Source organism: Kitasatospora sp. NPDC096077 (assembly GCF_040303245.1).
Classification (GTDB): domain Bacteria; phylum Actinomycetota; class Actinomycetes; order Streptomycetales; family Streptomycetaceae; genus Kitasatospora.
Map to the genome: position 1 here is coordinate 17,640 of NZ_JBEOSV010000065.1, position 22,499 is coordinate 40,138.

A 22,499-nucleotide genomic window follows, 5' to 3' on the forward strand; every position below is an offset into this window, starting at 1 on the left:
GGTGGTGGACTCGGCCACGGCGGCCCCCGGCCACTGAATCCCCGGGCGCGGGGTCGCCGCCGGGGTCGAGGTCTCGGGGCCGGCCGCGCACTCGGGGTGGGGCAACCCGCGCCCGGACCGGCCGCGGCGGCCGGGGCGGCGGTCTGGGAGCGTTCCCAGCCGCCGCCCCGGTGCGTCCAGGTGAGGTCGAGCGAGAGGTCGGGCCGGAAGCGCGGCACCTCGTCGCTCGAATACCCCTGCGCGCGGCCGGTGATGGCGCCGTCGGAGCGCACCGCGAGCCGGCTCAGGGTGAGGTTCTCGCGCTCGGTCAGCAGGGTGGCGACCACCACCGGGCGTCCACTGCTGCCGAATCCGAGCAGGTACACCGACTCCGGCGGGTTGCCGGTGTCGGCGGCGCACTGGGCGGCGACGACCGTACCGGGCTGTCCGTCACCCAGGTCGGCGGGCACGCTGAGCACCGTCCGGACCGGGAACGGGCCGCAGTCCATGGGTAGTTGGGCCTTGGCCGGGTCGGGGGCGGCGCTCGCGGCGAGGGCCTTGGGGGTGCCGGCGGCACGGGTCGGCAGCGGGGTGCCGGTCGCCGGGGAGGCGGCCAGGGCGGCGGCCACCACCGCGCCGCAGCCGGCCAGGGCGAGGGCCCAGTGCCAGGGCGCGGTGCGCGCGTGACCGGCCCGGGAACGGCCCCGCGGTGTCTGCTGTCCAGCCGTCGCCGTCGTCCCGACCGCGGTCTCCACCAGGCGTCCCCTCCAGAGCTCCAGGAGCTGGTCTGCGTGTGCGTGCATCGTCCCACACGCCGGTGCACGGAAAACGAAAGGGGTGGTGCGAGCTCGGCGCTCGCACCACCCCTTGTCCGGAATTCGGGCTCAGCCCAGGTCGGGCTGCTCGGACTCGTCGGCGCGGGCGGCCTTGCGGGCCGCGGCGCGCTCCTGCAGGGACGGCTCGGGCGTCCCGTTGTCGTAGTCCTCGCCGTAGGCGCCCTTGGCCGGGCGACGGCGGCGCAGCGGCGGCTCGACGCCGTCCGCCAGGCGGCGGGCGGTGAGCAGGAAGCCGGTGTGGCCGATCATCCGGTGGTCCGGGCGGACCGCCAGGCCCTCCAGGTGCCAGGTGCGGACCATGGTCTCCCAGGCCTGCGGCTCGGTGAAGGTGCCGTGGTCGCGCAGCGCCTCGACGGTCTTGGACATCTGCGTGGTGGTGGCCACGTAGCAGCAGATCAGGCCGCCGGGGACGAGCGCCTTGGACGCGACGTCCAGGCACTCCCAGGGGGCCAGCATGTCCAGGATGACGCGGTCGACGTCGGTCTCCACCAGGTTGTCCTGGAGGTCGCCGACGGTCAGCTTCCACGCCGGGTGGGAGCCGCCGAAGTAGCGCTCGACGTTGCCCTGGGCGATGTCCGCGAAGTCCTGCCGGCGCTCGTAGGAGGCCAGCATGCCGTGCTCGCCGACGGCGCGCAGCAGGTACATGCTGAGCGCGCCCGAGCCGACACCCGCCTCGATCACGCGGGCGCCCGCGAAGATGTCGGCCATGGCCAGGATCTGCCCCGCGTCCTTGGGGTAGATCACGGCCGCGCCGCGCGGCATGGACAGGACGTAGTCGGGGAGCAGGGGGCGCAGCGCGAGGTACGGGACGTTCCCCGTGGTGCGCACGACCGTGCCCTCGGGAGCGCCGATCAGCTCGTCGTGCGGGAACGCACCCTTGTGGGTGTGGAACTGGTTCCCGGCCTGGAGCGTGAACGTGTAGTGGCGACCCTTGGGGTCGGTCAGCTGGACCTGGTCCCCGACCTGGAAGGGCCCGCGTCGGCGGGCGGCACCGGTCGGTTCGGACATGCGGCCAATCCTAAGGGAAGCGGAGCGCACCGCCTCACCAGGGCCGCCGGGGCCGGTTCAGCGGCCGGAGACGGCGGCGGTGAGGCGCTGCTCGATGTCGCTGAGCGCGGCCACGCCGTAGACCCGGCCGTCCGCCTCGACCACCAGGTACTCCCCCGCCGGGGTGGCCTGGATGGCCCGCAGCAGGTCCTCTCCGCCGAGGTCGGCGTCCAGTCGCAGGCCGGGTTCGAGGTCGCGGGCGAGCGGGCCGACGGCCACCCAGGGGCGGCGGTGCTCGGGCACCGCCCGGACCGCGGACTCCCGGACGATGGCGATCGGCTCGCCCCGGCCGTCCACCACCACGACCGCGCCGGCCTGGGCCTCGCGGGCGCGGCGCATCGCCTCGCCGAGCGGGGTGTCGGCGGTGACCTCGACGGTGCGGCGGGCCAGGTCGCGCAGCCGCAGCGCGGGCAGCGCCTCCTTGAGCCGGGCGTTGCGCAGGCTGCCGGTGGCGCCGTTCCAGATGATCGCGGCCAGCACGGCGGCCAGCACCGCGTCGACCAGGGTGTCGGTGGTGGTGCGCTGGCCGTCCCGGGAGGCGCTGATCAGCGGCAGGCCGAACAGCACCGCGACCGCCAGCGCCCGGCCGATCCAGGCCGCGGCCACCGTGCCGGTCATCGCCCGGCCGGTGAGCGCCCAGACCAGGGCGCGCAGCATCCGGCCGCCGTCCAGCGGCAGCCCGGGCAGCAGGTTGAAGGCGGCGACCACCAGGTTGGAGACCATCAGGCCGGTCAGCAGCACCCCGGGCACGCTGGACAGTTCGACGGCGCGCAGCGCGAGGTAGAAGACCCCGCCGAGCACCAGCGACAGCAGCGGGCCGACGAAGGCCAGCCAGAACTCCCGCCAGGGGCTCTCGGCCTCGTTCTCGATCTCGGAGACGCCGCCGAAGAACTGCAGCTGGATCCGCCGCACCCCGAGCTTGTAGCGGAGCGCGACCAGGGTGTGGGCGAGTTCGTGCACCAGCACCGAGGCGTAGAAGGCGACCGCGAAGAAGAACGCGAGCAGGTAGCGCTGGCCGCTGCCGAGTTCGGGCAGGACGTCGCCGAGCTGCCCGCCGAACACCCAGGTGATCAGGGCGGCGATGACGAACCAGGACGGGGTGACGTAGATGGGCACGCCGAACGGGCGCCCCATCAGGAGGCCGCCGCCGCGTTCGGGGGGCGGCCCGGTCGGGCGCCCGCCGTCCTGCGGTGGCTGGTCGGAGGTCTGCTGCCCCCTGGTGTCGCTCACCGTGTTCCCTTCGGTCGTCCCGCCCGTGGTGCCCCCGGTGCGCCCACGCTACGTGATCGCGGCCACTTGGTGCCGCGCGCCCCTCTGTCGGCATTCATACCCACTGGACCGGCTCCGGGACCGGCCCGGGCGGGGCCGCACGGAGCGGTGCGGCAGCACCGTGGCAGCGGGATGACAGGAAAGGGCAATAGGGTCGTAGCCATGCAGCAGACCGACACCAGCCGCGCCGCCGGGGCCCCGGCGCGCCCGGCGGCGCCCCCGACCGGGCTGTCCCCGTCCCGAGCGGGGGACTTCCTGACCTGTCCCCTGCTGTACCGGCTGCGGGTGATCGACCGGCTGCCCGAGCCGCCGAGCGCGGCGGCGACCCGGGGCACGCTGGTGCACGCGGTGCTGGAGCGGCTGTTCGACAGCCCGGCGGCCGAGCGGACCCCGGACCGGGCGCTGGGCCTGCTGCGCCCGCAGTGGGAGCGGCTGCTGGGCGAGCGCCCGGAGCTGGCCTCGCTGTTCCCGGACGACCCGGACGGCGCGGCGCTGACCCGCTGGCTGGCGGACGCCGAGAAGCTGGTCGGCCAGTGGTTCCGGCTGGAGGACCCGACCCGGCTGCACCCGGTGGAGCGCGAGCTCTACGTGGAGACGGCCCTGGAGTCGGGGCTGCTGCTGCGCGGCTACATCGACCGGGTCGACGTCGCCCCGACCGGTGAGGTCCGGCTGGTGGACTACAAGACCGGCCGGGCGCCCTCGCGGGACTTCGAGGGCAAGGCGATGTTCCAGATGAAGTTCTACGCACTGGTCGTGTGGCGCTGGAAGGGCGTGATCCCCAAGCGCCTCCAGCTGGTGTACCTGGGCGGCGGCGGGGACGTGGTCAGTTACGACCCGGACGAGGCCGACCTGCTCGCGGTGGAGCGCAAGCTGCAGGCGCTGTGGGAGCGGATCGCCGAGGCGGTGGCCACCGGGGACTTCCCGGCGACCCGCAACCGGCTCTGCGACTGGTGCGACCACCAGGCCAGCTGCCCGGAGTTCGGCGGCACCCCGCCACCGTACCCGCTGCCGCTGGCCCGTACGTCGGATGAGAGTGATCCCACGGGGGATCCGATGAGCAAGGAGTCCCAGTGACGATCCGAGTGCTGCTGGTCGACGACCAGCCGCTGCTGCGCACCGGTTTCCGGATGATCCTGGAGGCCGAGTCCGACCTGGTGGTGGTCGGCGAGGCCGGCGACGGCCAGCAGGCGCTGGACCAGGTGCGGGCGCTGCAGCCCGACGTGGTGCTGATGGACATCCGGATGCCGCGGATGGACGGCGTCGAGGCGACCCGCCGGATCGCCGGCCCGGGCCGGGACGGCCCGGCCAAGGTACTGGTGCTGACCACCTTCGACCTGGACGAGTACGTGGTGGAGGCGCTGCGCGCGGGCGCCAGCGGCTTCCTGCTGAAGGACGTCCCGGCGGAGGAGCTGGTGCAGGCGATCCGGGTGGTCGCGGACGGCGCGGCGATGCTGGCGCCGAGCATCACCCGCCGGCTGCTGGACATGTACGCCACCAAGCTGCCCTCGGGCGAGGAGGCGCCGCCGCAGGCGCTGAGCGCGCTGACCGAGCGGGAGTTGGAGGTGCTGAAGCTGGTGGCGCGCGGGCTGTCGAACGCGGAGATCGCGGCCGAGCTGTTCGTCAGCGAGACCACCGTGAAGACCCACGTCGGCCATGTGCTGACCAAGCTCCAGCTGCGCGACCGGGTCCAGGCGGCGGTGTACGCCTACGAGAGCGGACTGGTGCGGCCCGGCGCGCTGTAGCGCTGCGGCGGGCGCGGACGTGACGGCGGCCCGCCCGCTTCCCCCGACGGTACGGGGCGAAGCGGGCGGGCCGCCGTGCGTGGTGCGCTACTTGCTGCTGCGGCTGATCTCCCAGAAGCGGAAGAAGCCGGTGGTGTCGACGGTGGACTCGACGCCGGTGATGTTCGAACGGGCCGCGTAGAAGGCCTTGTTCTGGTACAGCGGGATCAACGGCACGTTGTCGGCGACGATCTGCTGGATCTGCGTGTAGGCGCCCGAGGCGGCGCTGCGGTCGGTCTGCTTGAGGGCGTCCGGGATCAGCTTCTGGCTGATCTTCGGGTCGTCCCAGCCGGTGTGGTAAGCGCCGCCGTCGACCAGCAGCGGGGCGGTGTAGTTGTCCGGGTCCGGGTAGTCGGCGAACCAACCGATGATGTACGCCTGGTACTTGCCGTCGACCCAGCCCTTGCGGAAGGCGTCCCAGTCCGGCTCCTGCTGGACCGTCACCTGGAACAGGCCGCCGGTCTCCAGCTGCTTCTTGAGGGTGTCGGCCTCGCCGCTGCCGGCCCGCGAACGGGACCAGGTGAGGGTGAGCTTGACCGGGATCTGGACCTTGTTGTCGGTCAGGGCCTTGCGGGCCTTGGCCACGTCCTGGTCGCCCCAGCGGTCGAAGAAGGCGGTGGTGTGGCCGGTGACGCCGGCCGGCACCATCGCGTACAGCGGCTGGACGGTACGGGCGAAGACGTCGCGGGCGAGCGCCTTGCGGTCCAGCAGCGCGGCGGCGGCCTGGCGGACGCCGACGTTGGCGACCCCCGGGTCCTTGGTGTTGAAGACCAGCGAGCGGGTGTCGTTGCTGTCGCCCTCGACCACCTGGAGGTCGGTCTTGCCGCCCTGCTGCTCGGACTGGATCTGGGCGGCGGTGTTCGGCTCCAGGCTGTTGTCGGTGAGGTCGACGTCGCCCTTGTCCAGCGCGGCCTTGAGGTCGGTGGGCTTGTCGAAGTACCGGACGGTGAACTTGCTGTTCCGCAGCTTGGCGTCGCCGCTGTACTTGTCGTTGGGCACCAGCACGACCTTGCCCAGCTGCTTGCTGCCGGCCAGGGCCTCGACCGAGTCGAAGCGGTACGGGCCGGAGCCGACCTGCTTGTCGTTGGGCAGCGCCTTGTCGGCCGGGTAGACCTGGTGGTCGACGATGGCGCCGGCCGGGCCGGCCAGCTTGGCCGGCAGGGTGGCGTCGGGGGTCGACAGCTGGAAGACCACCTCGCTGTCGCCCTTGGCCTCGACGCCCTTGATCGAGGAGAGCAGGCCGGTCGGGCCGTTCTTGTCGTCGATCTTCTTGGTCCGCTGGATCGAGAACACCACGTCCTCGGCGGTCAGCGGGTGGCCGTTGGAGAACTTCAGGCCGGGCCGCAGGGTGCAGTGGTACTCGGTGGCCTCGCTGTTGGTGAACTCGCAGGACTTCGCGGCGTCCGGGGAGGGCGTGCTGGCGGCGGCCGGGAAGGTCAGCAGCGACTGGAAGGTGTTGCGCAGCACCAGCCAGGAGCCCAGGTCGTAGGCGACCGCGGGGTCGAGCGAGCCGGTCAGCTGTGAGGTCCCCATGGTGATGGACTTGCCGCCGCTGTCCCCCTTGACGGCATCGGTGACCGATCCGCACCCGGCCACCGTCACGGCGACCAGTCCGGCGCAGCCGAGAGCTGCCAGGCGTTCAGCTGAAGTCTTCACGGGAGCGTCCTTCGGGGGTGTCGCGAACCCGAGTAGCGTGCCATATCGAACACGCACGACCGATACCCGTGCAGATGACGTTTGGGACACGGTGGTTGAGGGAATCCCGGCACGCCCGACGAGTTGTCAGCCAATGCCCGTTTTCTCCCCCGGAGCCCTCGCGACGAGGCGCTTACCGGCGAGTAGGCCCCGCCTACAATGAGATGACAATCACACCCGCGAAGCGACCAACGAGCGCAGCAGTTCGAGGTCGACCCGCTCCAGCGACGGCAGCACCAGCCGCCCCGGGGCCGGCTCGATCGGCGCCACCGAGGGCACCGCGATCACCGGACAGCCGGCCGCCTCGCCCGCCCGCACCCCGGTCGGGGTGTCCTCCACCACCACGCAGCGGGCCGGCTCCGCGCCCAGCCGGCGGGCCGCCTCCAGGTACGGGTCCGGGAACGGCTTGGTGCGCGGCACCTCGTCCCCGCCGATGGTGAAGGCGAACCGCTCGGCGCCCAGCGAGCGCAGCACGATGTCGATCACGTGCCGGTGCGAGGCGGACACCAGCGCGGCCGGAACGCCGTGCGCGGCAAGGGTGTTGAGCAGCCGCTCGGCACCCGGCATCAGCGGCACGCCGCCGGCCAGCAGGTCGACGAAGCGCTGGTTGACCAGCACCCCGAGGTCGGCCGGGGCGATGTCCACCCCGGTGCGGGCGACCAGGTAGTCCATCACCCGGGTCATCGGGCCGCCGACCACGTGCGCCCGGTCCTGCTCGTCCAGCTGGTGGCCCAGCTCGGCGAAGAGCGTGACCTCGGCCTGCCACCAGAAGTCCTCGGTGTCCACCAGCGTGCCGTCCATGTCCAGCAGCACCGCCTGGAGGCCGCGGTCGTCCCCGAGGTCGAGTGCCGGGGCGGCGGTGGAGCTGGTGGTCATGGCGGGTCCTTCCGTACTGGCCCAGGGGTCCCCCGGGGATGGCGCGGGCCGGCCCGCTGGTAGGCGGACCGGCCCGTTCAGGATCATCAAGGATACGCCCGCTTCGCCCGGAAAGAGCGAACGGAGAAGGACGTGTGGATTACCGGGCGTTGAAGTACTTCGCCTCCGGGTGGTGGATCACGATCGCGTCGGTGGACTGCTCCGGGTGCAGCTGGAACTCCTCGGAGAGCACCACGCCGATCCGCTCCGGCCGCAGCAGGTCGGCGATCTTGGCCCGGTCCTCCAGCTCGGGGCAGGCCCCGTAGCCGAGCGAGAAGCGGGCGCCCCGGTACTTGAGCGCGAACATGTCCTTGACGTCCTGCGGGTCCTCGCCGGAGAAGCCCAGCTCGAAGCGGACCCGGGCGTGCCAGAACTCGGCCAGCGCCTCGGCCAGCTGCACCGAGAGGCCGTGCAGCTCCAGGTAGTCGCGGTAGGAGTTCCCGGCGAACAGCTCGTTGGCCGCCTCCGAGATCCGGTTGCCCATGGTGACCACCTGGAGGCCGACCACGTCCCGCTGGCCGGACTCCTCCGGGCGGAAGAAGTCCGCCAGGCAGAGCCGGCGGCCGCGCCGCTGGCGGGGGAAGGTGAAGCGGGTCCGCTCGGAGCCGTCCTCGTGGAAGACGATCAGGTCGTCGCCCTTGGAGTTGGCCGGGTAGTAGCCGTAGACCACCGCCGCCTCCAGCCAGCCCTCGGTCTGCAGCCGGTCCAGCCAGGCCCGCAGCCGCGGCCGGCCCTCGGTCTCCACCAGCTCCTCGTAGGACGGCCCCTCGCCGCTGCGCGCGGCCTTCAGGCCCCACTGGCCCTTGAACAGCGCGTCCTCGTCCAGCCAGGAGGCGTAGTCGGCGAACGGGATGCCCTTGACGATCCGGTCGCCCCAGAACGGCGGGGTGGGCAGCTTGTTGTCCAGCGCCACGTCCGAGCGGATCTGGCCGAGGTTGACCTCGGGCTCCGGCTCCTCCACCTCGACCTTGGCGTGCCGGCGCTGCTTGAGCTCCGGCAGGGTCGCGCCGGGCACGCCGCGCTTGACCGCGATCAGCGCGTCCATCAGCCGCAGGCCCTCGAAGGCGTCCCGGGCGTAGCGGACCTCGCCCTCGTAGATCTCGTGCAGGTCCTGCTCGACGTAGGCGCGGGTCAGGGCGGCGCCGCCGAGGATCACCGGGTAGTCCGCGGCCAGCTTGCGCTGGTTCAGCTCCTCCAGGTTCTCCTTCATGATCACGGTGGACTTCACCAGCAGTCCGGACATCCCGATGACGTCCGCCCGGTGCTCCTGAGCGGCGTCCAGGATCGCCGAGACCGGCTGCTTGATGCCCAGGTTGACCACGTTGTAGCCGTTGTTGGACAGGATGATGTCGACCAGGTTCTTGCCGATGTCGTGGACGTCGCCCTTGACGGTGGCCAGCACGATGGTGCCCTTGCCCTCGCTGTCGGACTTCTCCATGTACGGCTCCAGGTGGGCCACCGCGGTCTTCATCACCTCGGCGGACTGGAGCACGAACGGCAGCTGCATCTGACCGGAGCCGAACAGCTCGCCGACCACCTTCATGCCGGACAGCAGGGTGTCGTTGATGATCTCCAGCGCCGGGCGCACGGTCAGCGCCTCGTCCAGGTCGGCCTCCAGGCCGTTGCGCTCGCCGTCGATGATCCGGCGCTGCAGCCGCTCCTCCAGCGGGAGCGCGGCCAGCTCCTGGGCCTTGGAGGCCTTGACCGAGGCGCTGGAGACGCCCTCGAACAGCGCCAGCAGGCGCTGCAGCGGGTCGTAGCCCTCCCGGCGGCGGTCGTAGACCAGGTCGAGGGCGGCCTCGCGCTGGTCCTCCGGGATCCGGGAGATCGGCAGGATCTTGGAGGCGTGCACGATCGCCGAGTCCAGGCCGGCCTCCACGCACTCGTGCAGGAAGACCGAGTTGAGCACCACCCGGGCGGCCGGGTTGAGGCCGAAGGAGATGTTGGACAGGCCCAGCGTGGTCTGCACCTTCGGGCGGCGGCGCTTGAGCTCGCGGATCGCCTCGATGGTCTCGATGCCGTCCTTGCGGGACTCCTCCTGGCCGGTGGCCAGGGTGAAGGTGAGGCAGTCGACCAGGATCGAGCCCTCGTCGATGCCGTAGTCGGTGGTGAGTTCGTCGATCAGCCGCTCGGCGATCTCGACCTTCAGCCCGGCGGTGCGGGCCTGGCCCTGCTCGTCGATGGTCAGCGCGATCAGGCCGGCGCCGTGCTCGCGGGCCAGCGAGGCGATCCGCCCGAAGCGCGAGTCGGGCGCGTTGCCGTCCTCGTAGTTCACCGAGTTGAGCACCGCGCGGCCGCCGAGCGCCTCCAGACCGGCCTGGAGGACGGGCGGTTCGGTGGAGTCCAGCACGATCGGCAGGGTGGACGCGGTGGCCAGCCGGCCGGCGATCTCCTTCATGTCGGCGACGCCGTCGCGGCCGACGTAGTCCACGCACAGGTCCAGCAGGTGGGAGCCGTCCCGGATCTGGTCACGGGCGATCTCCACACAGGCCTGCCAGTCGCCGGCCAGCATCGACTCGCGGAACTTCTTCGAGCCGTTGGCGTTGGTGCGCTCGCCGATCGCCAGGTACGAGGTGTCCTGGCGGAACGGCACCGCCTGGTAGAGCGAGGCGGCCGAGGGCTCCGGCTGCGGCTCGCGCCGGACGATCGGACGGCCCTGGACCTTCTCCACCACCTGGCGCAGGTGCTCGGGGGTGGTACCGCAGCAGCCGCCGACCAGCGAGAGGCCGTACTCGCGGGTGAACACGTCGTGCGCCTCGGCCAGTTCGGCCGGGGAGAGCGGGTAGTGGGCGCCGTCCTTGCCGAGCACCGGCAGGCCCGCGTTCGGCATGCAGGACAGGCCGATCCGCGCGTTCTTGGCCAGGTAGCGCAGGTGCTCGCTCATCTCGGCCGGGCCGGTGGCGCAGTTGAGGCCGATGTAGTCGACGCCGAGCGGCTCCAGCGCGGTGAGCGCGGCGCCGATCTCGGAGCCCAGCAGCATGGTTCCGGTGGTCTCCACGGTGACCTGCACCAGCACCGGGAGGTCCAGTCCGGCCTCGGCCAGGGCGCGCTTGGAGCCGAGGATCGCGGCCTTGGTCTGCAGCAGGTCCTGGCTGGTCTCCACCAGCAGCGCGTCGGCGCCGCCGGCGATCAGGCCGGCCGCGTTCCGCTGGAAGCCGTCGCGCAGCGTCTCGTACGGCGCGTGGCCGAGGGTCGGCAGCTTGGTGCCGGGGCCGATCGAGCCGAGCACCCAGCGGGTGCGGCCGTCGGCGGCGTGGGCGTCGGCCACCTCGCGGGCGATCCGGGCGCCGGCCTCGGACAGCTCGAAGATCCGCTCGGGAATCTCGTACTCGCCCAGCGCGGAGAAGTTGGCGCCGAAGGTGTTGGTCTCCACGCAGTCCACGCCCACCCCGAAGTAGGCCTCGTGGACGGAGCGGACGATGTCGGGCCGGGTGACGTTGAGGACCTCGTTGCAGCCTTCGAGGTTCTGGAAGTCCTCCAGGGTCGGATCCTGCGCCTGGAGCATGGTGCCCATCGCACCGTCGGCGACCACCACCCGGGTGGCGAGCGCTTCACGCAGCGCGTTCGCGCGGCTCTGCTGAGTGATGGACGGGTCGGCTGCAGTGGCCATGGGGCATCTCCCTGGTGCGACGGCTGTCGGCTTTGCGCGCTCGCTTGCTCGGGCACGCACGTGGCCAGGGTATCCGGCCCACGGCCGGGCCCGCGGGCCCATTCCGTATCCTGAACGCTCGACCGCAAGGGGGGAGCAACCGCGTGGGCCGGTCCGGGACCGTCGCGCGGCGCATCGGGCGGGCCCTGACGGCCCCGGTGCGCCGTTGGAGGAGCCTGTCGTGGTGGCGCCGGGCGCTGGTCGCGCTGGGGCTCGCGGTGGCCGTACCGGTCGCCGCGCTGGGCTCGGTGTTCGTCGCGATCCGACTGCACTACACGGGTGAACCGGCCGCCGAGGCCCGTACCCGGGGCCGGGACGCCGTCTGGCTCGGCCACGCCTGGGTGGACGGCCGCAAGACCGACGCCGACGTGGCGGCGCTGGCCCGGCAACTGGCCGGCACCGGCGTGCGCGACCTGTACGTGCACACCGGCCCGCTGGAGCACGACGGCTCGCTGCCCGCGTCCGTCCACCCACAGGCCCGCTGGTTCACCGCGGCGGCCCACCGGGCGCTGCCCGGGGTACGGGTGCAGGGCTGGCTGGGCGACGAGGTCAAGCCGGAGCGGGACGCCCTCGACCTGGACGACGCGCCCACCCGGGACCGGATCACCGTCTCCGCCCGCCAGGTGCTCGACCAGGGCTTCGACGGCGTGCACTTCGACATGGAGCCGATCCGCCCGGGCACGGCCGGCTGGCTGGCCCTGCTCGACCAGGTCCACCCGGTGACGGCCGCCCGCGGCGCCGAGCTGTCGGTGGCGGCCCCGCAGATCGACCCGGTCCCCGGCCTGCACACGGCCGGCATCCTGCTCACCGACCACGGCAAGTGGTGGGACGAGGCGTACTTCCGGGAGACCGCCCGCCGGGTCGACCAGATCGCGGTGATGACCTACGACACCTCGATGCCGACCGAGCCGCTGTACGGCGGCTACGTCGCGCAGCAGACCGAGCTGGCCCTCCGGGCCACCCCGCCGGACGTCGACCTGCTGATCGGCCTGCCGTTCTACTGGGACGACAGGTGGGGCCACTGGGGCCACGCGGAGACCGTCCCGGCGGCCGTCCGGGGTGTCCGGCTGGGCCTCGGGCGGCAGGACCTGCGGCGGGCGAACTTCGGCGTCGCACTGTACGTGGACTTCGCGGCGACGCCGGAGAACTGGGCGGACTACCGGAACGGCTGGGTGGATCCGGCGTAAACGTTTCTCCGGTGGCTCGTTTCTCCGGTGGCCCGACCGCGGCTCAACCCGCCAGCCGGTGGGCCAGGGCGCCCAGGTAGCGGTGCACGCCGGCGTCCTCACCGGCCAGGTAGCGGGCGACCGCCCGGTCCACCGGCCGGCGGACCTCGCCGCGCTCGGTGACGGTCAGCGAGCAGCCCGGCCCGGCCGGGGTCAGCCGGTACGTCCAGGTGCCGCCGTACGGCAGGTCCGGGTCGGCGATGCCGGTCACCAGCCGGTGCGGGGCCTCGCTCGCCACCACCTCGTAGGTGGTGTGCCCGTGCCGGTCGTACTCGCGCCAGCGCGGGCGGCCGCCGGCTCCCGGGGGCAGCCGCTCGACGTGGGTCAGGCCCGGCCGCCAGGCCGGGTAGAGGTCGATGTCGGTCAGCACGTCCCAGACCGCTCCGGGCGGCTGGGCCAGCTCCAGCCCGCCCTCGGTCAGGTGCTCGACCGGCAGCCGGCGCCCGGCCCGGTCCGCCGCCAGCAGGGCCGTCCCGGCCAGCGCCGCCGCTCCCGCGCCCGCGCCGATCCACAGCCGTCGGTTCATCGGTCGGCCCCTTCCGCCCGGCCCCCGCCCCCATCATCGCCCCGCCGCGCCCGGCGGGCGATCCGTCCCGGGGCGTCACCGGTCGGGCACCGTGCGTTCCGGTCGGCCGATCTGACGGATCGTCAGCGTCCACGGGCCGGATATCCGCTGGATCACGGCGGCCCGCTCCCCCAGACTGTCCCGGTGCCCGACCGCCTTGCGCATCAAAGCCCGTAGGCTGGGCAGGTAGGGACCATGGAGCGAGCCGTTCCATGGGAGACGAGAGGTTCGACAGGCGGGAGCCGGCCCATCGTTGCCCCGGCGGACCAGCCGAGGCGGTGCCGGTCCGACCGCCGACCGGAGGGAGACGCTGGGTGATCGAGCTGGAAGATGTTCCCGAGTTGATCGACCCGGTGATGGTCTGCGCCTTCGAGGGGTGGAACGACGCGGGCGACGCCGCCTCCGCGGCCCTGGCGCATCTGGACGAGACCTGGGGCGGCAAGGTGATCGCCGCCCTGGACGCGGAGGACTACTACGACTTCCAGGTCAACCGTCCGACGATCTGGCTGGACGGCGGGATCCGCCGGATCACCTGGCCGACCACCCGGCTCTCGGTGGTCCGGGTGACCGAGCCGGAGACCAGGGACGTGGTGCTGGTGCGCGGCATCGAGCCGAGCATGCGCTGGCGCTCGTTCTGCAACGAGCTGCTCGGCTTCGCGCACGAGCTGGGCATCGAGCTGGTGGTGATCCTGGGCGCGCTGCTCGGGGACACCCCGCACAGCCGCCCGGTGCCGGTCAGCGGGGTCACCTCCGACCCCGACCTGGCCCGTCGGCTGGACGTGGAGGAGAGCCGCTACGAGGGCCCCACCGGGATCGTCGGGGTGCTCCAGGAGGCGTGCTCGCACGCCGGGGTGCCGGCCGTGACGCTGTGGGCCGCGGTGCCGCACTACGTCGCCCAGCCGCCCAACCCCAAGGCCACGTTGGCGCTGCTGAACAAGCTGGAGGACCTGCTGGACCTGCGCATCCCGCCGGGCGAGCTGGGCGAGGACGCCCGGGCCTGGCAGCTGGGCGTGGACCAACTGGCCGCCGAGGACACCGAGGTGGCCGAGTACGTCCAGCAGTTGGAGGAGGCGCAGGACACCGCGGAGCTCCCGGAGGCCTCCGGGGACGCGATCGCGCGCGAGTTCGAGCGCTACCTGCGCCGGCGGGAGAACGTCGGGCCGACGGGCGAGAAGCCGGTGTCCGGGCACGCGACGGCCGAGCGGCCGGCCGAGCCGGAGTCGCCGGGCACGACCCGGGAGAGCCAGGAGGGGGCCGAGGAGGAGTAGTCCTCCGGCCCCTGGCGGGAACGCCCGTCGGGAACGCCGAAGGGGCGCCGGGACCTCGGTCCCGGCGCCCCTTCGGCGTCGTTGTGCTCAGTTGCGCTCAGTCGTGCCCGGTTGTGCTCGGCAGAGCGTCCGGCGCGCCGGAGACTACAGCGCGACGCCGAGCAGGGCGTCCACGGTGCGGGAGACCAGACCGGGGGCGCCGATGTCGGTGCCGCCCTCGTTCTCCTGCCGCGCGGCCCAGCGGTCGACGGCGGCCAGCGCGGCGGGCGCGTCCAGGTCGTCCGCCAGCGCGGCCCGGACCTCGCCGAGCAGCTCCTCGGCGGCCGGACCGTCCGGCCGGGAGACCGCGGCGCGCCAGCGGGCGAGGCGCTCGACGGCCTCGTCCAGGACGGCCTTGGTCCACTCCCAGTCCGCGCGGTAGTGGTGCGAGAGCAGCGCCAGGCGGATCGCCGCCGGGTCGACGCCCTCGCGGCGCAGGGCCGAGACGAAGACCAGGTTGCCGCGGGACTTGGACATCTTGTGGCCGTCCAGGCCGACCATGCCGGCGTGGACGTACGCCTTGGCGTACGGGTGGGCGCCGCTGGCGGCCTGGGCGTGGGCGGCGCCCATCTCGTGGTGCGGGAACGACAGGTCGCTGCCGCCGCCCTGGAGGTCGAAGGTCATGCCCAGGTACTGCAGCGCGATGGCCACGCACTCGATGTGCCAGCCGGGGCGGCCGCGGCCGAGCTCGGTGTCCCAGGCGGGCTCGCCCGGGCGGGCGGCCAGCCAGAGCAGCGCGTCCAGCGGGTTGCGCTTGCCCGGGCGGTCCGGGTCGCCGCCGCGCTCGGCGAAGACCGGGCGCATGGCCTCGCGGGTGAGGCCGGAGACCTCGCCGAAGTGCGGGTCGGCGTCGACCGAGAAGTAGATGTCGCCGTCCACGTGGTAGGCGGCGCCGGAGGCCAGCAGCTTCTGGACGATCGGGACGATCCACGGGATCGACTCGACGGCGCCGACGTAGTGGGCCGGCGGGAGCAGCCGAAGGGCGGTCATGTCCTCGCGGAACAGGGCCGTCTCACGCTCGGCGAGGGCCACCCAGTCCTGGCCGGTCTCGACCGCGCGCTGCAGCAGCGGGTCGTCCACGTCGGTGACGTTCTGGACGTACAGGACGTCGTGACCGGCGTCCCGCCAGACCCGCTGCACCAGGTCGAAGGCGTTGTAGGTGGCGGCGTGGCCCATGTGGGTCGCGTCGTAGGGCGTGATGCCGCAGACGTAGATCCGGGCGGTGCCGTCCTGCGGCACCACCTCGCGGACCGTGCCCGCTGCGGTGTCGAAGATACGGAGGGGGAGCCCCTGACCAGGCAGGGCGGGAACCTCGGAGGCGGGCCAGGCATGCATGGGATCGACTTTAACCTTGAGAACATTTGAAAGCCTAACCAGTAGCGAAGATCGACTGGATTCGCTTCCTGTCGTTGCCTGACCGCTTCTCGACTGGTAGTGCGCATTCCGTTTCGGGCATACGGCGCGTTCGAGCCCCGACCCCGTGGCACGGGTGAGCGCCCGGCCGGCCCTGCCGCCGACCGGGCGCCCGGCTCCCCGGGGAAAGCGGCCGGAGCCGCTACGACCGCTGCCAGAGGGCCGGCACGTTCGGCGGCTCCCAGCCCGCCATGGCGGTGTGCGCCTGGAGGCAGACGTAGGAGGCGCCGGAGTAGGTGACGCGGTCGCCCGCGCGGTAGGACGTGCCCGGGGTCCAGCTGCCGCCGGGCGGCGGCGTGGTGGGCCCGCCGGTCGGGGTGGCGGTAGGCGTGCCCGTCGGGGTGGCGGTCGGGGTCGGGGTGCCCGGGGTCTGCGGCACGTCCAGCACGAAGTCGAAGGTGCCGTCCTCGCCGGGGCCGTTCTGCCGGATGTTCATCAGCAGTCGGGCGTCGTAGATGGTGTCGGTGCTGTTGCGCGGCTCGCCCGGGAAGTACAGCTGGGTGGTCAGGATCGGGCGGCCGGGGGCCTGCAGCTTGACGTGCAGGTGCCGGGTGCGGCCCGGGTAGAGGCCCGGGATGATGGTCTCCAGCTTGAAGGCGCCGTTGGCGTCGGTGAACTGGTGGCCGCGGAAGGTGTAGCCGGTGTTGTCGTAGTTGCCGCCGTCGTCGGCCTGCCAGAAGTCCAGCAGCACACCGGAGATGGGCAGGCAGGCACGGCCGAAGACATAGCCGCTGACGGTCAGCGGGGTACCGGGGCCGTCGTTGACCATCGAGCTGCGCAGCGGGGAGTCCGGCTTGAAGTAGGGGCCCTCGGTCTGCTCGATGGTGGGGTCGTCCCCGTCGTGGCAGTCGGGGGTCAGGCCGGGGACCCGGCCGGTGCCGGCCTGCTCCCGGGCGAGGGCGACCCCGCCGCCGATCAGCAGGGGCGCGACGCCGAGCGCGGCGGCGGCCTTCAGGACGGTCTTGCGGCTGATCATGCCGTCGGACGGGGGCATGCGCCGTCTCCTTCCCGTGGATTTTTCAAGGGGTGGGGGCGGCCCTTGCCATGGTGGGGGCATGACAAGGGCCGGACCGGCCGCCCGTCCGCGCGCTGGACCGACCGCCGGTGGCCAGCAATGACGTTACGGACCGTCCGATGCCACGGCGATGGACATGATCCGGGGATCGTGGTGATTTCCGTCGACCCGGGTACGGAACTCCCCCGGGGTCATCCCGGTCTCCCGCCGGAAGAACCGGCAGAAGTACGCCGGATCCGCGAAACCCGCCTCCCGGGCGACCTGACGGATCGTCAAATCCGTGCAGGCGAGCAGCCGTTTGGCCTCCAGGGTCTGCTGCCGGCGGATCAGCCCGCCCGGGGTGCGGCCGGTGGCCTGCTTGACCAGGGTCTGCAAGTGCCCCGGGGAGACCCCCAGTTCCTGGGCGGTGGAGGCCACCGAGTGCCGCACCCCGCCCGGCCGGGCGATCAACCGGGTGAAGGCGGCGGCCAGTTCGGCGGGCCGGGTGGCCACCGCGGGCCGGTCGCCCGGGGTGCAGGCGCGCAGCGCCCGGACGATCAGGATGTGCAGGCTGGCCCGCAGCACACCCTGGTAGCCGGGCGCCATGGCCAGGTACTCCTGCTCCATGTCGGCGAGCAATCCGGCGACGGCGTCGGCGTGTTCGCCGAGCCCGATGCCGGGACGGGCGGCCAGGGCGCGCAGCGCGGCGAGGTCCTGCGGATGACCCAGCAGGAAGTCCTCGTTGAACAGGACGACCCGGCCGGTGAGTCCTTCGGTGTCCGCCCAGTGGTGCACCTGGCCGGGCGTGATCACGCACAACTGCGGTGGCGCCAGGGGCCCGTGGACCAGGTCCAGGACATGGGCGCCGCAGCCGCCGGTGACCAGGACGATCTCGTAGAACGAGTGGCGGTGGGGGAAGTTGGCCCGGGAGAGCGGGCCGATCGCGTCGAAACTGCCGATGGCGAAGGGCAGTAGGTGGGGCAGCGGGACCTGCAGGCGGTGCAACGGCAGGTCCGGCGCGGTTCGGGGGGTGGTCCGTCGCACGTCCATCGGAGCAGTGTGCGACCTATTCCGGTAACAGGTCCAGACCACCCGCGGGTAACCCCACCGTGGCGCCCAGGTGGTGTCAGACCGGCGGCCAGGGGATGGCGGGCCAGTCCGCGGAGGGCAGCGGGTGCTTGCCCGAGTCCCGCAGTCCGGCCACCCGGGCCCTGGTGGCCGCCAGTTCGGCGCCGGTCAGGTGCGGGGCCAGCCGCTCGGCCAGCTCCCCGTCCAACTGCTCGGCCAGCCGGGCCAGCACCTCCAGCGCCTCGGCGGGCAGCGGGTCGCCCGCCCAGCCCCAGAGCAGCGTGCGCAGCTTGCCCTCGGTGTTGAAGGTGACGCCGTGGTCGATGCCGTACACCCGGCCGTCGGCGGCGGGGATCAGGTGGCCGCCCTTGCGGTCCGCGTTGTTGAGCACCGCGTCCAGCACCGCCATCCGACGCAGCCGCCGGTCGTCGTGGTGCACCAGCAACGCGGTGCGGCCGCCCTCGACCTCGGCCCGGACGATCGGCAGCCAGCCCTCCTCCGGGCCGGTCGGGTCCTGCAGCGCCAGCAGCGGCTCGGCCTCCGGATCCGGCTCCACCCACAGCTGCACCATGCCGGGCCCGTGCGGCCCCTCGCGCAGCACGGTGGGCGGGATCAGCCCCCAACCGGTCGCCGCGGACAGCTCGTACGCGGCGACCTCACGGCCGGCCAGCGTGCCGTCCGGGAAGTCCCACAGCGGGCGCTCCCCGGCCACCGGCTTGTAGACGGCCTGAGCGCTCAGCGAACCGTGCTCGACGGTGCAGTACAGCGCGGCGTTGGAGGCGTCGGTGAGCCGGCCGTGCACGGTCAGCCCGCCCTGGCGCAGCAGTGCGAGGGCGGTCGGCACGTCTGCCGCGAGGGCGGCGGCGGCCGCCGGGTCGGCCTGCGGCGGGGTCTCGGTGTTCAGCGCCGGTAGCCGTTCGCGCGCGGGCACAGGTGGCCCTCCGGGTCCAGCGGGAGGTTGCAGAACGGGCAGGGCTTGCGACCGGCCGCGACCAGGTCCAGCGCGCGCTTGGCGAACACCCGGGCCATCGCGCCGGTCAGCCGCACCCGCAGCATGTCCGGGCCGTGCTCGTCGTCCTGGAGGGCGGCCGGCTCGTCCTCCTCCTCGTCCTCGTCCTCGTCCTGCTCCACCAGCGCCTGCGCCTCGACCACCAGGCAGGCGTCCACGCTGTCCCAGGCCAGCGCCATGGTGCCGACCCGGAACTCCTGCTCCAGCGGCAGGTCCAGCGGGGCGGTGTCGAGCAGGTCCTTGGGCGCGGTGGCCGGGATGGCGGCGTCGCCCCCGCTGCGCCGCAGCGCCTCGTCCAGGACCTCCTCGATCCGCTCGGCGAGCGCGGCGACCTGGTTCTTCTCCAGCAGCACGCTGGTGATCCGGCCCCGGGCGCTGGCCTGCAGGTAGAACGCCCGGGCGCCGGGCTGGCCGACGGTGCCGGCCACGAACCGTTCGGGCTGGTCGTAGAAGAAGACCTGACGGGTCACGCGCTAGCTCCGGATCGGGTTGTCCAACTGGGCAGGTGGTCGAACTGCGGGGCACTCATCAGTCACCCTACGACCTCAGGGGCCCGGCCGGGGAGCCGAGCGGGAGGCCGCGGGGCGGGGTGGCACCCGCGGGCCCGGGGCGTGCCGCCCGGGCCGTCGTACCCCTCGGCGGGGCGCCCCGGGACGTCGTCCCCCGGGCTCCCGTGCCTCGGGCCGCACCGGTCAGGCGGTGCCGCCGACCACCGCGTCGCCGGCCGGGGTCGTCGGGGCGGCGGAGGCGGTCGGGGGTTTGGGCGCGAGCGAGGAGAGGTCGCCGGTGTCGCCCATCCTGAGCACGAAGGGCCGCTGCGGGGTGTAGCGGATCGCGGTGACCGAGCAGGGCTCGACACTGATCCGCTGGAAGTGGTCCAGGTGCAGGCCGAGCGCGTCGGCCACCACCGCCTTGATCACGTCCCCGTGCGAACAGGCCAGCCAGACCGCGTCCTCGCCGTGCTCGGCGGCGATCTTCGCGTTCCACTCGCGGACCGCGCCGACCGTACGGTGGCTCAGCTCGCGCAGCGACTCGCCGCCCGGGAAGGCCGCGGCGGCGGCGTGGTCCTGCACCGTGCGCCAGAGCGGCTCCTTGGCCAGCTCGGCCAGCGGGCGGCCGGTCCACTCGCCGTAGTGGCACTCCCCCAGCCGCTCGTCCTCGGCCGGCGGGCCCAGTTCGGGGCGGGCGGCGAGCAGCGGCTCCAGGGTCTGCCGGCAGCGCTCCAGCGGGCTGCTGACGGCCTGCGCCAGCGGGATCCCGGCCAGCCGCCCGGCCAGCGCGGCGGCCTGCGCGCGGCCGGTGTCGTCCAGGTCCACGCCGGGGGTCCAACCGGCCAGGATCCCGGCGGTGTTCGCGGTCGAGCGGCCGTGGCGGACGAGCAACAGGGTGGGCATGGGGCTCAGCCTACGGCCTCCGGGCGCCGCCGTGGGGCGGGCCGGGCGGTGCGGTGGGCGGGGCCGGGCGGTCCCGGTGGGCAGGGTCGGGAGGTGCGGCGGGCAGGGTCGGGAGGTTCGGTGGGCAGGGTCGGGCGCGGGCTCGGCTCCCGGCCTCCCGCCCCGCCGGGCCGTTCCGGGGGACAATGGCCCGCATGATCGTCCACTGCGCCGCGTACCAGGACGGCCGCCGGATCGGGGCCTCCGAGGACCTGACCGACTCGCTCACCGCCGCCCGCGAGGCCGGGCCGGGCGCCTTCGTCTGGATGGGCCTGTTCGAGCCGACCGTCGAGGAACTCGACCGGGCCGGCAAGGAGTTCGCGCTGCACCCGCTGGCCGTCGAGGACGCCGTCAGCGCCCACCAGCGGCCCAAGGTGGAGGCCTACCAGGGCTCGCTGTTCGTCGCCCTCAAGACCCTCGGCCACCATGCCGACACCCACGCCGTCACCAGCGGCGAGGTGATGGTCTTCCTCGGCCCGGACTTCGTGATGACCGTCCGGCACGGCGCCGACACCCCGCTCAGCGGCCTGCGGGCCCGGCTGGAGCAGCAGCCCGAACTGCTGCGCTACGGGCCCAGTTCGGTGCTGCACTCGGTCTGCGACACCGTGGTGGACGGCTACGTCGAGGTGGCCGCCGCGCTGCAGGTCGACCTGGACGAGCTGGAGGCGGACGTCTTCGCCCCCGGCCGGATCGGCCGCGACACCGCCGGGCGGATCTACGGCTACAAGCGCCAGGTGATGACCGTCCGCCGGGCCGCCGTCCCGCTGCTGGAGCCGATGCTGCGGCTGGAGCGCGGCGCCCCGTTCGTCCGGCCGGAGACCGCCCCCTACCTGCGGGACGTCGCCGACCACCTGGCCCGGGTGAACGACCAGGTGGACGGCATGGACCGGCTGCTGTCCGACATCCTCGGCGCCAACCTGGCCCAGGTGAGCGTGCAGCAGAACAACGACATGCGGAAGATCTCGGCCTGGGCGGCGCTGGCCGCCGTGCCGACCATGATCGCGGGCGTGTACGGGATGAACTTCGACGTGATGCCCGAACTCCACGAACCCTGGGGGTACCCGGCGGTGCTGTCGCTGATGGCGCTGGTCTGCGCGGTGCTGCACCGGGTGTTCAAGCGGCACGACTGGCTGTAGCACCGCCCGTCCCCGTCCTGCGCGACCGGGCCCGTCCTGCGTGACCGGGCCCGTCCTACGTGACCGGGCCCGTCCTACGTGACTAGGCCAGCCCGGCCCGGTCCAGGGCCTCGACTCCGGTGCGCAGCGCCTGGATCCGCTCGTCCAGGGTGAAGCCGGACGGGGCCAGGGTGAGGGTGGTGACGCCGGCGTCGGCGTAGGCCTGCATCCGGTCGGCGATCCGGGCGGTGTCGCCGATCAGCGAGGTGGCGTCGATCAGGTCATGCGGGACGGCGGCCGCGGCGCCCGCGTAGTCCTTGGCCAGGTACTTCTCCTGGATCTCGTCGGCCGCCTGCTCGTAACCCATGCGCCGGGTCAGCTGGTTGTAGAAGTTCTTCTCCTTGCTGCCCATGCCGCCGATGTAGAGCGCGGCGTAGGAGCGCAGGCCGTCGACCCCGGCCTTGACGTCCTCGCCGACCGCGATGTTCACGGTCGGGCAGAGGTCGAAGCCGTCCAGCGTCCGGCCGGCCTTGGCGCGGCCGGCCCTGAGCGCGTCCAGGGACAGCGCGGAGTGCTCGGGCGAGAAGAAGATGCCGAGCCAGCCGTCGGCGATCTCGCCGGTCAGTTCCAGGTTCTTCGGGCCGATCGCGGCGATGTAGAGCGGGATCTGCTCCCGCACCGGGTGCACGGTCAGCTTGATCGGCTTGCCCGGCCCGCCCGGCAGCGGCAGGGTCCAGTGCGCGCCCTCGTGCACCAGGCGCTCCCGGGACATCGCCTTGCGGATGATCTCCACGTACTCGCGGGTGCGGGCGAGCGGCTTGTCGAACTTCACGCCGTACCAGCCCTCGGAGACCTGCGGGCCGGAGACGCCCAGGCCGAGCCGGAAGCGGCCGCCGGAGAGGGTGTCCAGGGTCGCGGCGGTCATCGCGGTCATCGCCGGGGTGCGGGCCGGGATCTGGAAGATGGCCGAACCGACGTCGATCCGCTCGGTCTTGGCGGCGACGAAGCTCAACACGGTCGCGGCGTCGGAGCCGTACGCCTCCGCCGCCCAGCAGACCGAGTAGCCGAGCCGGTCGGCCTCCCGGGCCACCGCGATGTTGTCGGCATCCATGCCGAGTCCCCAGTAGCCGAGGTTGATACCGAGTCGCATGTGCCGAACCTTCCAGTCGGGTGGGCTTGGTGGCGAGGGTAGCCGCGC

The 22,499-nt window shown here is 73.1% G+C and carries 20 protein-coding genes; 5 read left to right on the plus strand and 15 right to left on the minus strand.

Annotated elements, in window-relative coordinates:
- The 3 genes from ABTZ03_RS35260 to ABTZ03_RS35270 form a co-directional block, all read right to left on the minus strand.
- Positions 1-782, minus strand: a 782-nt coding sequence (locus ABTZ03_RS35260; RefSeq protein WP_350517255.1) for a hypothetical protein, incomplete at its 3' end; no start/stop codon positions are given.
- Between the two features lie 81 nt (positions 783-863).
- A complete protein-coding gene (locus ABTZ03_RS35265; RefSeq protein WP_350517256.1) occupies positions 864-1,823 on the minus strand; it encodes a tRNA (adenine-N1)-methyltransferase in 960 nt (319 codons plus the stop codon).
- A gap of 57 nt (positions 1,824-1,880) precedes the next feature.
- Positions 1,881-3,092 (minus strand): site-2 protease family protein, encoded by a 1,212-nt coding sequence (locus ABTZ03_RS35270; RefSeq protein WP_350517257.1) that lies wholly within the window; start codon positions 3,090-3,092, stop codon positions 1,881-1,883.
- A 201-nt stretch (positions 3,093-3,293) separates the two neighbouring features.
- Between ABTZ03_RS35270 and ABTZ03_RS35275 the strand changes: the two genes are divergently transcribed.
- Together ABTZ03_RS35275 and ABTZ03_RS35280 are read left to right on the plus strand one after the other, a co-directional pair.
- Positions 3,294-4,205 (plus strand): RecB family exonuclease, encoded by a 912-nt coding sequence (locus tag ABTZ03_RS35275; RefSeq protein WP_350517258.1) that lies wholly within the window; start codon positions 3,294-3,296, stop codon positions 4,203-4,205.
- The gene (locus tag ABTZ03_RS35280) at positions 4,202-4,873 is read left to right on the plus strand and encodes a response regulator (protein ID WP_063346919.1); all 672 of its coding nucleotides are present in this window, start codon (positions 4,202-4,204) and stop codon (positions 4,871-4,873) included. The genes ABTZ03_RS35275 and ABTZ03_RS35280 overlap by 4 nt, the downstream gene beginning before the upstream one ends.
- 87 nt (positions 4,874-4,960) lie before the next feature.
- On the opposite strand, the gene ABTZ03_RS35285 is transcribed toward ABTZ03_RS35280, so the two are convergent.
- The 3 genes from ABTZ03_RS35285 to metH form a co-directional block, all read right to left on the minus strand.
- A complete protein-coding gene (locus ABTZ03_RS35285; protein ID WP_350517259.1) occupies positions 4,961-6,568 on the minus strand; it encodes an ABC transporter substrate-binding protein in 1,608 nt (535 codons plus the stop codon).
- Positions 6,569-6,778: 210 nt separating this feature from the next.
- Positions 6,779-7,483 carry an HAD family hydrolase gene (locus tag ABTZ03_RS35290; protein WP_350517260.1) on the minus strand — a complete coding sequence of 235 codons (705 nt, stop codon included), beginning with the start codon at positions 7,481-7,483 and terminating at the stop codon, positions 6,779-6,781.
- Between the two features lie 139 nt (positions 7,484-7,622).
- Positions 7,623-11,132: a methionine synthase gene (metH, locus tag ABTZ03_RS35295; protein WP_350517261.1), complete on the minus strand. Its 3,510-nt coding sequence runs from the start codon at positions 11,130-11,132 to the stop codon at positions 7,623-7,625.
- A 143-nt stretch (positions 11,133-11,275) separates the two neighbouring features.
- On the opposite strand from metH, the gene ABTZ03_RS35300 reads away from it, so the two are divergent.
- Positions 11,276-12,358, plus strand: a complete 1,083-nt coding sequence (locus ABTZ03_RS35300; RefSeq protein ID WP_502894690.1) for a glycoside hydrolase family 18 protein — start codon at positions 11,276-11,278, stop codon at positions 12,356-12,358.
- A 43-nt stretch (positions 12,359-12,401) separates the two neighbouring features.
- Here ABTZ03_RS35300 and ABTZ03_RS35305 read toward each other — a convergent pair whose 3' ends face one another.
- Complete coding sequence (locus tag ABTZ03_RS35305; protein ID WP_350517262.1) at positions 12,402-12,923, minus strand: SRPBCC family protein; 522 nt, start codon at positions 12,921-12,923, stop codon at positions 12,402-12,404.
- A 75-nt stretch (positions 12,924-12,998) separates the two neighbouring features.
- Entirely contained in the window at positions 12,999-13,127 is a 129-nt protein-coding gene (locus ABTZ03_RS35310) for a hypothetical protein (RefSeq protein ID WP_350517263.1), read from the minus strand.
- A gap of 149 nt (positions 13,128-13,276) precedes the next feature.
- Here ABTZ03_RS35310 and ABTZ03_RS35315 point away from each other — a divergent pair, with 149 nt between their 5' ends.
- Positions 13,277-14,230 carry a PAC2 family protein gene (locus ABTZ03_RS35315; protein WP_350517264.1) on the plus strand — a complete coding sequence of 318 codons (954 nt, stop codon included), beginning with the start codon at positions 13,277-13,279 and terminating at the stop codon, positions 14,228-14,230.
- Positions 14,231-14,374: 144 nt separating this feature from the next.
- Here ABTZ03_RS35315 and mshC read toward each other — a convergent pair whose 3' ends face one another.
- The 6 genes from mshC to ABTZ03_RS35345 all read right to left on the minus strand — a co-directional run bounded on the left by mshC (position 14,375) and on the right by ABTZ03_RS35345 (position 20,147).
- On the minus strand, positions 14,375-15,604 hold the full coding sequence (gene mshC / locus ABTZ03_RS35320) for a cysteine--1-D-myo-inosityl 2-amino-2-deoxy-alpha-D-glucopyranoside ligase (RefSeq protein ID WP_350517265.1): 1,230 nt from the start codon (positions 15,602-15,604) through the stop codon (positions 14,375-14,377).
- A 220-nt stretch (positions 15,605-15,824) separates the two neighbouring features.
- On the minus strand, positions 15,825-16,676 hold the full coding sequence (locus tag ABTZ03_RS35325) for a dioxygenase family protein (RefSeq protein ID WP_350517266.1): 852 nt from the start codon (positions 16,674-16,676) through the stop codon (positions 15,825-15,827).
- A gap of 126 nt (positions 16,677-16,802) precedes the next feature.
- Positions 16,803-17,726, minus strand: coding sequence for a helix-turn-helix transcriptional regulator (locus tag ABTZ03_RS35330; protein WP_350517267.1), 924 nt, complete (start codon positions 17,724-17,726; stop codon positions 16,803-16,805).
- A gap of 76 nt (positions 17,727-17,802) precedes the next feature.
- Positions 17,803-18,675 carry an SCO1664 family protein gene (locus tag ABTZ03_RS35335; protein ID WP_400921057.1) on the minus strand — a complete coding sequence of 291 codons (873 nt, stop codon included), beginning with the start codon at positions 18,673-18,675 and terminating at the stop codon, positions 17,803-17,805.
- On the minus strand, positions 18,645-19,223 hold the full coding sequence (locus ABTZ03_RS35340) for a DUF3090 domain-containing protein (RefSeq protein ID WP_350517268.1): 579 nt from the start codon (positions 19,221-19,223) through the stop codon (positions 18,645-18,647). Before ABTZ03_RS35340 ends, ABTZ03_RS35335 begins: the two co-directional genes overlap by 31 nt.
- A gap of 222 nt (positions 19,224-19,445) precedes the next feature.
- Positions 19,446-20,147: a histidine phosphatase family protein gene (locus ABTZ03_RS35345; RefSeq protein ID WP_350517269.1), complete on the minus strand. Its 702-nt coding sequence runs from the start codon at positions 20,145-20,147 to the stop codon at positions 19,446-19,448.
- Positions 20,148-20,332: 185 nt separating this feature from the next.
- Here ABTZ03_RS35345 and ABTZ03_RS35350 point away from each other — a divergent pair, with 185 nt between their 5' ends.
- Positions 20,333-21,322 carry a magnesium and cobalt transport protein CorA gene (locus ABTZ03_RS35350; protein ID WP_350517270.1) on the plus strand — a complete coding sequence of 330 codons (990 nt, stop codon included), beginning with the start codon at positions 20,333-20,335 and terminating at the stop codon, positions 21,320-21,322.
- An 82-nt stretch (positions 21,323-21,404) separates the two neighbouring features.
- Here ABTZ03_RS35350 and ABTZ03_RS35355 read toward each other — a convergent pair whose 3' ends face one another.
- A complete protein-coding gene (locus tag ABTZ03_RS35355; RefSeq protein WP_350517271.1) occupies positions 21,405-22,451 on the minus strand; it encodes an LLM class F420-dependent oxidoreductase in 1,047 nt (348 codons plus the stop codon).
- Positions 22,452-22,499: the final 48 nt, after the last annotated feature.

What these genes read in the sequence shown, in the direction of transcription:
- ABTZ03_RS35265 (WP_350517256.1), bottom strand. Translation starts at nt 1,823, where the DNA reads ATGTCCGAACCGACCGGTGCCGCCCGCCGACGCGGGCCCTTCCAGGTC.
- ABTZ03_RS35275 (WP_350517258.1), top strand. Translation starts at nt 3,294, where the DNA reads ATGCAGCAGACCGACACCAGCCGCGCCGCCGGGGCCCCGGCGCGCCCG.
- ABTZ03_RS35290 (WP_350517260.1), bottom strand. Translation starts at nt 7,483, where the DNA reads ATGACCACCAGCTCCACCGCCGCCCCGGCACTCGACCTCGGGGACGAC.
- metH (WP_350517261.1), bottom strand. Translation starts at nt 11,132, where the DNA reads ATGGCCACTGCAGCCGACCCGTCCATCACTCAGCAGAGCCGCGCGAAC.
- ABTZ03_RS35305 (WP_350517262.1), bottom strand. Translation starts at nt 12,923, where the DNA reads ATGAACCGACGGCTGTGGATCGGCGCGGGCGCGGGAGCGGCGGCGCTG.
- ABTZ03_RS35310 (WP_350517263.1), bottom strand. Translation starts at nt 13,127, where the DNA reads ATGCGCAAGGCGGTCGGGCACCGGGACAGTCTGGGGGAGCGGGCCGCC.
- mshC (WP_350517265.1), bottom strand. Translation starts at nt 15,604, where the DNA reads ATGCATGCCTGGCCCGCCTCCGAGGTTCCCGCCCTGCCTGGTCAGGGG.
- ABTZ03_RS35325 (WP_350517266.1), bottom strand. Translation starts at nt 16,676, where the DNA reads ATGCCCCCGTCCGACGGCATGATCAGCCGCAAGACCGTCCTGAAGGCC.
- ABTZ03_RS35330 (WP_350517267.1), bottom strand. Translation starts at nt 17,726, where the DNA reads ATGGACGTGCGACGGACCACCCCCCGAACCGCGCCGGACCTGCCGTTG.
- ABTZ03_RS35345 (WP_350517269.1), bottom strand. Translation starts at nt 20,147, where the DNA reads ATGCCCACCCTGTTGCTCGTCCGCCACGGCCGCTCGACCGCGAACACC.
- ABTZ03_RS35350 (WP_350517270.1), top strand. Translation starts at nt 20,333, where the DNA reads ATGGCCCGCATGATCGTCCACTGCGCCGCGTACCAGGACGGCCGCCGG.
- ABTZ03_RS35355 (WP_350517271.1), bottom strand. Translation starts at nt 22,451, where the DNA reads ATGCGACTCGGTATCAACCTCGGCTACTGGGGACTCGGCATGGATGCC.